This window comes from Streptomyces roseoverticillatus (assembly GCF_000719265.1).
GTDB classification, from domain to species: Bacteria; Actinomycetota; Actinomycetes; order Streptomycetales; family Streptomycetaceae; genus Streptomyces; species Streptomyces roseoverticillatus.
This window is the reverse complement of record NZ_JOFL01000002.1, coordinates 136,033-148,054: the sequence shown is the minus strand read 5'-3', so window position 1 is coordinate 148,054 and position 12,022 is coordinate 136,033. Positions and strand designations below refer to the sequence as shown.

The window sequence follows — 12,022 nt, the reverse complement described above, 5'->3', positions numbered from 1 at the left end:
CGTCAGCAGAGCGGAAACCAGGGAAGGATGACGGTTTCCGGTCTGCCCTAAGATGACCGCCATGAAAACCGGGATACGTCGCAGGATGGGTGTCGAGCAGCGCCGTGAGCAGCTGATCTCGGTCGCGCTCGAGCTGTTCGGCCATCGTTCACCGGATGACGTCTCCATCGACGAGATCGCAGCGGCGGCCGGGATTTCCCGGCCGCTCGTCTATCACTACTTCCCCGGGAAGCAGAGCCTCTACGAGGCCGCGCTCAGCCGCGCCGCCCAGGACTTGGCGGCCCTCTTCGACGAGCCCCGCGAGGGCCCCCTCGGCGCCCGGCTGCTGCGCGTGATGGGCCGCTTCTTCGGCTTCGTGGAGGAGCACGGCACGGGCTTCTCCGCCCTCGTGCGCGGCGGTCCCGTGGCGGGCTCCGGCCGGACGTGCGCCCTGATCAACAAGGTGCGGCGGGCCGCGTACGACGAGATGCTCGGCCACCTGGGCATCCCCTCCCCCGGCCCGCGCCTGGAGCTCGCCCTCCGCTCCTGGATCTCCCTCACGGAGACGACGGCCCTGCTCTGGCTCGACGGCCGCCGCGTCCCCCGCGGCGACCTGGAGGTGCAACTGGTCCACGCCTTCGCGGCGCTCGCCGCCGTCGGCGCGGCCGGCGACGACGACATGGCGGCCGTGCTGCACCGCCTCCTGGAGGACGAGCCGGCCCACGGGCCGTTCGCGGACCTCGTGGACCGGCTCGGCGCGGCGGCCCCTCAGCCGGCCCGCTGACGCACCCGCGGTTCCGGATGCCCTAGCCGGCCTTGAAGACGGCGACGGTCCGGGCGGGGACGGTGAACGTGCCCGTCGCGGGCGCGTAGGCCGCGGCCTTGACGGCGGTGTCCGCGCCGGACGCCTGCACCGGGTGCAGGGCGTAGGGCCTGCCGGAGAGGGCGGCAACGCGCTGGTCCTGCGGCTGCGGGGTCGTGTTGAAGACGACGACCAGGTCACCGAGGCGCATGGTGACGACGCCGGGCGTCTCGTCCGGGCCGGACAGCGGGAACGACAGCGCGGCCTGGACCGCCTCGGTGGTCGCGAGGCCGAACGCCTTCTCCGTCGTACGGATCCGCAGCAGGTCGCGGTAGGCGGCAGAGGCCGCTTCGACGGGCCCGCAGCCGGCCTTCAGGGCCGGGTCCGCCAGCAGCGGCCGGCCGTAGGACCACTTGGCCTCGTTGTCGCGGGCCGGGGGCAGGCCGCGGCCGAAGCCGTTGCCGTCGGCGCAGTCCCAGTGGATCGCGTTGAACCAGTCGCCGCTGTCGTACGAGTTGCGGTCCAGGGACTTCGAGCGCAGCCGGTCCGTGCCGGCCTGGGAGAGCGCCGGGCCCTGGGACAGGGCGGCCGTGGCCATGGCGAGGACCTGCATGCGGGCCCGGTCGGCGGGCGACGTGGACTGCGGCAGCTTGAAGGCGAGGGCGTCGTAGAGGGTCTCGTTGTCGTGCGCGTCGGCGTAGGCGAGGGCGTCGCCGGGGGCGGCCGCGTATCCGGCGGGCTGTCCGTTGTAGTCGACGTCGGCGCCGCGGACGCCGCGGCCCGCGGAGTCGGTGAAGCGGTAGCCGGCGAGGTTGCCCGTCAGGCCGACCTTGAGGAGGTCCTGGTCGTGCAGGAGCCGGGCGCGCTGCTCGGCCGGGGTTCCCTGCGGGGCGGCGTTGGGGTCGGTGAGGAGCCCGGACGCGAAGCCCTGCATGCGGGGGTCGGCGTCGAAGGGGCCGCCGCCGCGGACGGCGTCGCGGGCGCGGTCGGAGAAGGTGGCGATGCCGGTGCCGGCCATGTTCTTCTGCGTGGCCTGGACGAAGCGGGCGTCGTTCGCGGCCTCGCCGAAGTTCCAGCCCTCGCCGTAGAGGATCACGGACTTGCCGTCGACGCCGTCCTTGGCCGGGGTGAGCGCGTCGAGGGCCTTGCGCACGGCCAGGATGTTCGCCTTGGGGTGGTGGCCCATGAGGTCGAAGCGGAAGCCGTCGACCTTGTACTCCTTCGCCCACGTGACCACGGAGTCCACGACGAGCTTGCCCATCATGGCGTGCTCGGGCGCGGTGCCCGCGCAGCAGGTCGACGTGGCGACGCCGCCGTCGTCCATAAGGCGCTGGTAGTAGCCGGGCACGATCCGGTCGAGGACGGACTTGTCGTCCTGCCCGGCCGCGGCGGTGTGGTTGTAGACGACGTCCATGACCGTGCGCAGGCCCGCGCCGGCCAGACCCTGGACCATCTGGCGGAACTCGCGGGTGCGGCCGGGGCCGTCCGGGTCGGAGGCGTACGAGCCCTCGGGGACGGTGTAGTGCAGCGGGTCGTAGCCCCAGTTGTACGCGTCGCGCGCGGCGGTGCCGCGGACGCACTCCTGCTGGCGGTCCGAGTCGGCGGGGAGGGCGGCGAGGTCGCACGGCGGCGTGGCCTGGTCCGCGCGGCGCTCGGGGACGGTGGCGAAGTCGAAGGCGGGGAGGAGGTGTACGTAGGACGTGCCGGCGGCGGCGAGCGTCGTCAGGTGGCGCATGCCGGGGGATGTGCGGTCGGTGAAGGCGAGGTAGCCGCCTTGGCCTTGGCCTCTGCCTTGGCCCTGACTTCCGCCTCCGCTGGAGAAGTCGCGTATGTGCAGCTCCTGGATCTGCGCGTCGCGCAGCGGCACGGCCTTCGGCTTGCGCAGGCCGCGCCAGCCCGGCGGGGCCAGGGACGGGTCGGCGAGGTCGGTGACGAGGCTGCGGGCGGAGTCGGCGGTCAGGGCCGTGGAGTACGGGTCCGTGACGAGGTTGGTGACCACCTTGCCGGCGGCCGGGGCGTGGACGGTGACCGCGTAGCGGTACGGCTTGCCGGTCCAGTCGCGGGTGCCGGTGGCGCTCCAGACGCCGGCGGCGGCGTCGCGGTGCATGGCAATGGTGCGGCCGTCGAGTTCGAGGGCCACGTTCCGGGCCGTGGGGGCCCAGACGGAGAGGGTGGGGCGGCCGTTGCGGAAGGACGGGCCGAGGGTCGCCTTGCCGGCGGCGGCCGCGTACAGGTCGTCGAGGACGCCGGGGGTCTGCACACCGGTGGTGACGTCGCCGGCGGCGGCCGTGAGGGCGCCTCGGAGGGCGGTTCGCTCCTGGTCCGGGGTCGCGTTGACGCGGTAGGCGTCGTATCCCGCGAGGTGGGGGTACTTCGCCCGCTGGGCGGGGGTGAGGCCGCCGGGGGTTGGCGTGAGGGTGAAGCTGCCGCCGTCGTGGAGGAGGCGGTGGGGGTGGGTGGGGTCGCCGAGGCCTTTCGGCCAGGCGACGGTGGTGTGGTCGATCCACTGGACCCTTGCCCCTGTGGGGGGCGGGGTGGCGGCCTGGGCGGCGCCGGTGCCGGTGCCGGCCAGAGGGAAGGCGATCGCGGCCGCCACGAGTGCGGCTAGGCGTTTCACGGAACGGTGCTCCTTTGGCTGGGGTCAAAGACAGAGCTCTCCCCTGACCCGCCCCTTCCCGTAACCGGGGCTCCGCCCCGGACCCGTTGGCCTCAAACGCCGGCCGGGCTGAGGTGGGAGGGGTCAAGGGAAAATCAACCGCACGTACGCGCGCCCACATGCACCGCCAGCGCCGTGTTCGGCGCCACAGTGGCCGTGAAGCGGCCGTTCGCTTCCACCGTCACCCGTCGTCCGCTCTGCACGTCGCAGTAATCGCCACCGGGCAGCCCCGTCTCGAAGGTGCGCGTCAGCGCGGAGCCCTCGTGGTTGATGACGACATAGCCCTTGTCGCCGCGACCGAACGCGATCGCCTGGTAGCCGTTGTCCCACCAACCGGTGACCGCCGCGCCCCGCACCGCATTCCGGAACCCCACCATGCTCCGGATCTCCGGCCACTTGTGCTGGCACTTCCAGCCGTCCTGCCAGCACGCGTTCACCGCACCCCCGTTGGGCGGCCCCGCGTCGCGGTCGGTGAACTCGTAGCCGGAGTGGACGTCGGGCGAGCCGTAGGGCCAGGCGAGCATGAAGACGCTGGCGAGGGTGTAGTCGGCGCTGTCCTTGTAGGTGAGGGTGTCGCCGCCGCGCTCGGTGTCGTGGTTGTCGACGAAGACGGAGGCCCGGCCGCCGGGCAGGTAGCCCCAGCCCTCGCCGTAGTTCTTCAGGTAGGCGAGCCGCTCGCGCTGGAACACCCGCTTGAGGTCGCGCGCGTAGCGGAACTCCTGGGCGTCGCCTGTGCCGAGGTACTCCTCGGGCTGGACGGCTTCTCCGGCGCCGTAGATGGTCTCCTGCTTCCAGTACACGCCGCTGCGGCTCAGCCGCGCCTTGATGGCGGCGAGGTCGGCCGCGGGGATGTGCTTGGCGGCGTCGATGCGGAAGCCGTCGGCGCCGAGCGAGAGCAGGTCGTTCAGGTACTGGGCCAGCCGGGCGCGGACGGGCTCCTCACCGGTGTCGAGGTCGGCGAGGCCGACGAGTTCGCAGTCCTGGACGTTGCGGCGGTCGCGGTAGTCGCTGACGACGGCCGTGCAGTCGTCCATGTCCTGGCGCTGGTACGTGCCGGGGTAGTCGTACTTCGTATACGCGGAGCCGCCAGTTCCGGTGCCGGAGCCGGCGGCCATGTGGTTGATGACGGCGTCGACGACGACCTTGACGCCCGCGCTATGGCATGAATTGACCATGTTCGCGAAGGCGGCCCGGTCGCCCAGCCGGCCCGCTATCGCGTAACTCACCGGCTGGTACGAGGTCCACCACTGCGGGCCCTGCACGTGCTCCTGCGGCGGGGAGACCTGGACGTGGCCGTAACCCGACGGCCCGAGCACGTCCTTGCACTCCTTCGCGACCGCGTCGTACTTCCACTCGAAGAGGACGGCCGTGACGTCCTTGTCGCCGGGCGCGGCGGCCCCGGCCGGCGGGGCGGAGACCGCCGTGGCGGCGGCCGCGAGAACAAATGCCGCAGCGAGGGCTCTTCGGGGTGTCGAAGGCATGCCGAGCTCCTGGAGGTGGGGGATGCGTGGAGCGGCGCGGCAGCAATGAAGGTTCTTGCGCAAGCCGTTCGCAAGCCAACCGGAACCTGCCGCGCACGAGACCGTACGAGGCCCGTAAGAGCCGGTCAACCCCCTGGACACGAGACGGTTACCACCGAGAAATCTCGCCGTTTCGTTCTTGCAAACCCTTTCGCAAGAGATTGCAGCCTGTTACCTTCCTCCACAGCTCGGGGCCGCCCGCGACGGTCGGCCTCCTTCATGAGGAGATCCATATGCGAAGAGGCATATCGGTCGCTGCCGTCGTCGGTGTGCTCGCGCTCACCGCGACCGCGTGCGGCGGTGACGGCGGAGGCGGTAACGACGGCGCCAAGGCGGCAAGCGACCCGGGCAGCGTCAGCGGCACCGTCACCTGGTGGGACACCTCGGACGCCACCAACGAGGCGCCCGCGTTCAAGAAGCTGGTCTCGGCCTTCGAGCAGAAGTACCCGAAGATCAAGGTCGAGTACGTCAACGTGCCCTTCGACCAGGCCCAGCAGAAGTTCAAGACCGCCGCGGCCACCGGCAAGGGCGCCCCGGACGTGCTCCGTTCCGACGTCGGCTGGACGCCCGGCTTCGCGCAGCTCGGCTACCTCAAGGACCTCACCGGCACCCCGGCCCTCGACAAACCCGAGGACTTCCTGGAGGGCCCGCTGAAGAACGCGGCCTACCAGGGCAAGACGTACGGCGTCCCGCAGGTCACCGACACCCTCGGACTGCTCTACAACAAGGAGCTGTTCGCCAAGGCCGGCATCGAGAAGGCGCCGGCCACCTGGCAGGAGGTCAAGGACGCCGCGGCGAAGATCAAGGACAAGACGGGCGCCGAGGGCATCGGCCTGAGCCCGGACAGCTACTACTCGCTGCCCTTCCTCTACGGCGAGAACAGCGACATGGTCGACGTCGCCAAGAAGAAGATCACCATCTCCTCGGCCGCGTCCCGCAAGGGCATCGAGACGGCCGTCGACCTGGTGAAGTCCGGCGCCGCGCCCAAGCCGGCCGGCACCGACGGCTACAACGCCCTCAAGACGGACTTCAAGAACGGCAAGCTGTCGATGCTGGTCGACGGCCCCTGGGCCACCAAAGAGATCTTCGGCGGCGACGCGTACAAGTCCAAGGACAACCTGGGCATCGCGGCCATCCCGGCCGGTTCCACGGGCACCGCGGGCGCGCCGGTCGGCGGCCACAACCTGGTGGTCTACGCGGGCTCGAAGAACTTCGACGCCTCCTACCTCTTCACGCGCTTCATGACCGACGCCGCGCAGCAGGAGCAGGCCTCGACGGGCGTCGGCGTGCTGCCGACGCGCAAGTCGGCGTACACCAAGGAGGTGCTGGCCGACCCGGTGCGCAGCGCGTACTACCAGGCGCTGTCGAAGGCCCACGCGCGGCCCGCGATCCCGCAGGGCGGCGACCTGTTCACGGACTGGCTCCAGCACTACACGAAGATCCTCACGCTCAAGGAGGAGCCGAAGGACGGGCTGGACGCCACGGCCAAGGCCTGGCAGTCCGCGCTCCTCAAGGACTACGGCATCGAGGAGTAGGGCCTGATGGCCACAGTCGTCACCACGGTCAGGCGCTCCTTCAGCACCCACTGGTACGCGTGGGCGATGGTGCTGCCCGTCGTCATCGTCCTGGCGGTCCTCGTCGGCTACCCGCTGGGCAAGGGCGTCTACCTGTCGTTCACCGACGCCAACGAGGCGAACGTCGGGCGCACCATCGGGGTCAACCACATCGAGGCGACCTACAAGTCGGTGGGCCTGGACAACTACTGGAAGGTGCTGTCCGGGCAGGAGGGCCACTTCTACTCCCGCCTCGGCTGGACGGTCGTGTGGACCGCGTCGTGCGTGTTCCTGCACTACACGCTCGGTCTCGGGCTCGCCCTCCTGCTCAACCGGCCGATGCGCTTCCGGGCGCTGTACCGGGTGCTGCTGATCCTGCCGTGGGCGGTGCCGGCCTTCGTCGCCACCTTCTCCTGGCGGCTGATGTTCAACGAGAAGTACGGCGTGCTCAACGCCTTCCTGACGAAGCTGGGCATGGACCCGGTGGACTGGCTGGGCGACGCGACGCTGCAGAAGGTGTCGGCGGTGGCGGTCAACGTCTGGCTGGGCGTGCCGTTCATGATGGTCGCGATCCTGGGAGGGCTGCAGTCCATCCCGCGGGAGCTGCACGAGGCCGCGGAGATGGACGGCGCCACCCCCTGGCAGCGCTTTTGCTACGTGACGCTGCCGGGGCTGAAGACCGTGAGCGGGACGGTGATCCTGCTCGGGGTGATCTGGACGTTCAACATGTTCCAGGTCATCTACCTGCTGATCGGGCAGGGTGCGAGCTCCGAGAGCGAGATCCTGGTGACGTACGCCTACCGGCTCGCCTTCCAGGGCGTCCGCGACTACGCGGGCTCGGCCACGTACGGCATCCTCATCCTCTCGCTGCTGCTGGTCTTCGCCGTCTTCTACCGCAGGATGCTCAACCGACAGGAGGCCGTGCGATGAGCGCCGCCCAGCCCGTACGGCCCCCCGGGCACCGGCCGCGCGAGCAGCGTTCGCGCACGGCCTCGGCCGCGCTGCACACGGCGCTGGTCGCCGCGAGCCTGGTGTCGGTCTTCCCGGTCGCCTTCATCGTCTTCGTCTCGCTGCGGGGGCGCGACGGCTGGCAGGAGCCCACGCGGTTCGTCGGCTTCGACGTCTCCAACTACAGCCACATCCTCGGCGAGACCAAGTTCCTGACCTGGTTCGGCAATTCGGTGATCGTGGCGCTGGGGGCGACCGTCCTCGGCGTGCTCATCGCGGCGACCGCCGGCTACGCGGTCTCGCGGATGCGCTTCCCCGGTCACCGGCCGCTGATGTGGACCTTCCTGGTCGTTCAGATGTTCCCGATGGCGGTGCTGATCGTGCCGCTGTACAACATTCTCGGTGAGCTGGAACTCCTGGACTCCTACGCCGGGCTGATCGTGACGTACTGCTCGATCTCCGTGCCGTTCTGCGCGTGGATGCTCAAGGGGTACTTCGACACCGTCCCCGTCGAGATCGACGAGGCGGGGCGGGTGGACGGGCTGACGCCCTTCGGGACGTTCTGGCGGCTCATCGTGCCGCTCGCCCGCCCGGGCCTGGCCGTGACCGGCTTCTACTCCTTCATCACCGCCTGGGGCGAGGTCGCCTTCGCCACCCAGTTCATGAGCAGCGAGGAGCACTACACCCTCGCCGTGGGCCTGCAGACGTTCGTCGGACAGCAGAAGGCCGAGTGGGGCCTGATGACGGCCGCGGCCGTGCTGATCACCATTCCGGCGGCCCTGGTGTTCTTCATCGCCCAGCGGCACCTGGTGGCCGGCCTCACCGCGGGCGGCACCAAGGGCTGACCTTGTCCGCCCGCCGTCGTTGACCGTATTGACCACTGCGCACCACGCACCACCGCTTCCGAGTCCGTCACCCGAATCCGAATAGGACGTACATGACCCAGGACCTCGCGCCCTCCGTCCGCCCGGCCGCCGCTTCCCCGTCCGAGGCTGTATCCGGGACTGAGGGGTGGTGGCGCAGCGCCGTCATCTACCAGGTGTACGTGCGCTCGTTCGCGGACAGCGACGGTGACGGCATCGGCGACCTGCGGGGGATCCGCGACCGCCTGCCGTACCTTGCGGAGCTGGGTGTGGACGCCGTGTGGCTCACGCCGTTCTACGCCTCGCCGCAGGCGGACGGCGGCTACGACGTCGCGGACTACCGGGCCGTGGACCCGCTTTTCGGGGACCTGTCGGACGCGGACGGCCTGGTGCGGGAGGCGCACCGGCTGGGCCTGCGGGTGATCGTCGACATCGTGCCGAACCACACCTCGGACCAGCACGTGTGGTTCCGGGCGGCGCTGGCCGACCGGGAGGGCGGGCCGGCGCGGGAGCGCTACCACTTCCGGCCGGGCCGCGGGGCGGCCGGGGAACTGCCGCCGAACGACTGGGAGTCGGTCTTCGGCGGCCCGGCGTGGACGCGGACGGCGCGCGCGGACGGCACGCCCGGCGAGTGGTACCTGCACCTGTTCGCGCCGGAGCAGCCGGACCTCAACTGGGAGAACCAGGAGGTCCGCGAGGAGTTCGAGTCGGTGCTGCGGTTCTGGCTGGACCTGGGCGTGGACGGGTTCCGCATCGACGTGGCGCACGGCATGGTGAAGGCGGCGGGCCTGCCCGACATCGGGCTGAGCGAGCAGGCGAAGCTCATCGGGGCGCAGGTGCTGCCGTTCTTCGACCAGGACGGGGTGCACGAGATCCACCGCGCCTGGCGGCGGCTGCTGGACTCGTACCCTGGCGAGCGGGTCGGCGTGGCGGAGGCGTGGGCGCCGACGTCGGAGCGGCTCGCGCTGTACGTGCGGCCGGACGAGCTGCACCAGGCGTTCAACTTCCAGTTCCTGACGTGCGACTGGGACGCCGCCGGGATGCGGGCCGTCATCGACGAGTCGCTGGCCGCGACGCTGTCGGTGGGCGCCCCGACGACGTGGGTGCTGTCCAACCACGACGTGGTGCGGCACACCACGCGCTACGGCGGCGGCGAGCGGGGGCTGGCGCGGGCGCGGGCGGCGGCGCTGCTGATGCTGGCCCTGCCGGGTTCGGCGTACGTCTACCAGGGCGAGGAGCTGGGCCTGCCGGAGGTCGTGGACCTGCCGGACGAGGTGCGCCAGGACCCGGCGTTCTTCCGCGGCGACGGGCAGGACGGCACGCGCGACGGCTGCCGGGTGCCGATCCCGTGGTCGGGCGAGGCCGCCCCGTACGGCTTCGGGCCGGGCGGCAGCTGGCTGCCGCAGCCGGAGCAGTGGGCGGAGCTGTCGGTGGCGGCGCAGTCCGGGGACCCGCGCTCGACGCTGGAGCTCTACCGCTCGGCGCTGGCGCTGCGGCACGAGCTGCCGGGGCTGGGCGACGGGGAGATGACGTGGCTGGAGGCGCCCGAGGGGGTGCTCGCGTTCTCCCGGCCGGGCCTGGTGTGCACGCTGAACACGGGCGAGGACGAGGTGGGCATGCCGGTGCCGGGCCGTCCGGTGCTGGCCACGGCCGCCCTGGAATTCACCGGTGGTACGGTCCGTATCCCCGTCGATTCCTGTGTTTGGTGGGCAGTCTGAAATGCGACCGGTAAGGTCCAGTCCTGTGACCGCACGGCTGGCCGATATCGCCGCCCAAGCGGGTGTCAGCGAAGCAACCGTCAGCCGGGTACTCAACGGGAAGCCGGGGGTCGCCGCCTCCACCCGCGAGTCCGTGCTGGCCGCGCTCGACGTCCTGGGCTACGAGCGCCCCGTGCGGCTGCGGCAGCGCAGCGCGGGCCTGGTGGGGCTCATCACGCCCGGGCTGGACAACCCCATATTCCCGGCCTTCGCCCAGGTGATAGGCCAGGCCCTGACGCGCCAGGGCTACACCCCGGTGCTGGCCACGCAGACGCCCGGCGGCTCCACGGAGGACGAGCTGACGGAGATGCTCGTGGACCGCGGGGTCTCCGGCATCATTTTCGTCTCCGGGCTGCACGCCGACACCTCGGCGGACATGGGGCGCTACGAGCGGCTGCGCGCGCAGGGCGTTCCGTTCGTTCTGATCAACGGTTTTTCGCCGAAGGTACGGGCCCCGTTCGTGTCTCCGGACGACCGGGCGGCGGTCAGTCTGGCCGTCACCCATTTGGCCGCACTGGGGCACCGCAGGATAGGGCTCGCGCTGGGTCCGCGCCGGTACGTGCCGGTGCAGCGGAAGATCGAGGGGTTCCTGCGCAGCATGCGCGAGGAGCTGGGCATGGCGGAGGCCGAGGCCGAGCAGCTGGTGCAGCACTCGCTGTTCTCGCTGGAGGGCGGGCAGGCGGCGGCCTCGGCGCTCATCGAGCGGGGCTGCACGGCCGTGGTGTGCGCGAGCGACATGATGGCGCTCGGCGTCGTGCGGGCGGCCCGTCAGCAGGGCCTGGAAGTGCCGCGGGACGTCTCGGTCGTCGGCTTCGACGACTCGCCGCTCATCGCCTTCACGGACCCGCCGCTGACCACGATCCGGCAGCCGGTGCAGTCGATGGGGCAGGCGGCGGTGCGGGCGCTGCTGGAGGAGATCGGCGGTACCCCGGCGCCGCACAGCGAGTTCGTGTTCCTTCCCGAACTGGTGGTTCGGGGTTCAACCGCATCGGTTCCGGAAACCCGGCCGAAAGCGGGCGAAGACCAGACTTGGGGATGATCTGCGGCAGGCCGGTTTCTGGCAGACTGTTTCCCTATGGGTGAAGCGACGGCAAGGACACTGGAGGGCCGGACGGCCGCCCCGCCACCCAGCGAGGAGCGAGCGGACCGGCCGCCGGCCGAGGGTGCCGCAGCCCGGAGGGCGGGCCTGCGCGGGCTCCGCTCTCCGCGCAGGCCCCGGCTGTGGTTCGAGGTGCTGCTGATCGCGGTGAGTTACTGGATCTACTCACTGGTGCGCAATGCCGTTCCCGAGCAGCGCGCGGCCGCGCTCCGCAACGCGGACTGGATATGGCGGGCCGAGCACACGCTCCACATCGCCGTGGAGAGCAGCGTCAACCACGCCGTGAATTCAGTGACGTGGCTGATCGTGGGGATGAACTACTACTACGCCACCCTGCACTTCGTCCTGACGATCGGGGTGCTGGTGTGGCTCTACCGCTGGCATCCCGGCCGCTATGCCGCGGGGCGACTGGCCCTCTTCGCCACCACGGCCGTGGCGTTGCTCGGCTATTACCTCTTCCCCCTCGCGCCGCCGCGCCTGATGTCCGGCGAGCACTTCATCGACACTGTCGTCGTGCACCACACGTGGGGCTCGATGGCCTCGGGCAACCTCGCCGACATGTCCAACCAGTACGCGGCGATGCCGTCGATGCACATCGGGTGGTCGACCTGGTGCGGCGTCGTCATCGCGATGGTGGCGCGGCCCGTGTGGGCGAAGGTGCTGGGCCTGCTGTATCCGCTGGCGACGCTGGTGGTCATCGTGTCGACGGCGAACCACTTCTGGCTGGACGCCGTGGGCGGCCTGCTGTGCCTGTCGTTCGGCTTCGCCGCCTCGTTCCTGTGGTTCGGGGCGACGCCGGGACGCCTCCGGCAGCACGTGGCGTAGCGACCGCGGCCCCGGCCGCG

At 71.0% G+C, this 12,022-nt stretch carries 8 protein-coding genes and 1 pseudogene; 7 read left to right on the top strand and 2 right to left on the bottom strand.

What is annotated here, in order from left to right; all coding sequences use genetic code 11:
• Positions 1-61: 61 nt before the first annotated feature.
• Positions 62-763 carry a TetR/AcrR family transcriptional regulator gene (locus IF61_RS0102875; RefSeq protein ID WP_043187681.1) on the top strand — a complete coding sequence of 234 codons (702 nt, stop codon included), beginning with the start codon at positions 62-64 and terminating at the stop codon, positions 761-763.
• Between the two features lie 22 nt (positions 764-785).
• Here IF61_RS0102875 and pulA read toward each other — a convergent pair whose 3' ends face one another.
• Entirely contained in the window at positions 786-3,398 is a 2,613-nt protein-coding gene (pulA, locus tag IF61_RS0102870; RefSeq protein WP_078659932.1) for a pullulanase-type alpha-1,6-glucosidase, read from the bottom strand.
• A 140-nt stretch (positions 3,399-3,538) separates the two neighbouring features.
• A pseudogene (locus IF61_RS0102865) lies at positions 3,539-4,918 on the bottom strand (alpha-amylase); the annotation flags it as partial.
• Positions 4,919-5,190: 272 nt separating this feature from the next.
• Between IF61_RS0102865 and IF61_RS0102860 the strand changes: the two are divergent.
• The 6 genes from IF61_RS0102860 (at position 5,191) to IF61_RS0102835 (ending at position 12,002) form a co-directional block, all read left to right on the top strand.
• Positions 5,191-6,492 carry an extracellular solute-binding protein gene (locus IF61_RS0102860; RefSeq protein WP_030364584.1) on the top strand — a complete coding sequence of 434 codons (1,302 nt, stop codon included), beginning with the start codon at positions 5,191-5,193 and terminating at the stop codon, positions 6,490-6,492.
• Between the two features lie 6 nt (positions 6,493-6,498).
• Positions 6,499-7,440 (top strand): carbohydrate ABC transporter permease, encoded by a 942-nt coding sequence (locus IF61_RS0102855; RefSeq protein WP_030364583.1) that lies wholly within the window; start codon positions 6,499-6,501, stop codon positions 7,438-7,440.
• Positions 7,437-8,303, top strand: coding sequence for a sugar ABC transporter permease (locus IF61_RS0102850; protein WP_043187603.1), 867 nt, complete (start codon positions 7,437-7,439; stop codon positions 8,301-8,303). The genes IF61_RS0102855 and IF61_RS0102850 overlap by 4 nt, the downstream gene beginning before the upstream one ends.
• Before the next feature lie 92 nt (positions 8,304-8,395).
• Positions 8,396-10,039, top strand: a complete 1,644-nt coding sequence (locus tag IF61_RS0102845; protein WP_030364581.1) for a glycoside hydrolase family 13 protein — start codon at positions 8,396-8,398, stop codon at positions 10,037-10,039.
• A 25-nt stretch (positions 10,040-10,064) separates the two neighbouring features.
• Positions 10,065-11,117: a LacI family DNA-binding transcriptional regulator gene (locus IF61_RS0102840; RefSeq protein WP_030364580.1), complete on the top strand. Its 1,053-nt coding sequence runs from the start codon at positions 10,065-10,067 to the stop codon at positions 11,115-11,117.
• Between the two features lie 36 nt (positions 11,118-11,153).
• Complete coding sequence (locus tag IF61_RS0102835; protein ID WP_030364579.1) at positions 11,154-12,002, top strand: phosphatase PAP2 family protein; 849 nt, start codon at positions 11,154-11,156, stop codon at positions 12,000-12,002.
• The last annotated feature ends 20 nt before the right edge of the window (positions 12,003-12,022 follow it).

Coding starts and splice junctions, on each gene's coding strand:
- IF61_RS0102875 (WP_043187681.1), top strand. CDS start 62: ATGAAAACCGGGATACGTCGCAGGATGGGTGTCGAGCAGCGCCGTGAG.
- IF61_RS0102860 (WP_030364584.1), top strand. CDS start 5,191: ATGCGAAGAGGCATATCGGTCGCTGCCGTCGTCGGTGTGCTCGCGCTC.
- IF61_RS0102855 (WP_030364583.1), top strand. CDS start 6,499: ATGGCCACAGTCGTCACCACGGTCAGGCGCTCCTTCAGCACCCACTGG.
- IF61_RS0102850 (WP_043187603.1), top strand. CDS start 7,437: ATGAGCGCCGCCCAGCCCGTACGGCCCCCCGGGCACCGGCCGCGCGAG.
- IF61_RS0102845 (WP_030364581.1), top strand. CDS start 8,396: ATGACCCAGGACCTCGCGCCCTCCGTCCGCCCGGCCGCCGCTTCCCCG.
- IF61_RS0102835 (WP_030364579.1), top strand. CDS start 11,154: ATGGGTGAAGCGACGGCAAGGACACTGGAGGGCCGGACGGCCGCCCCG.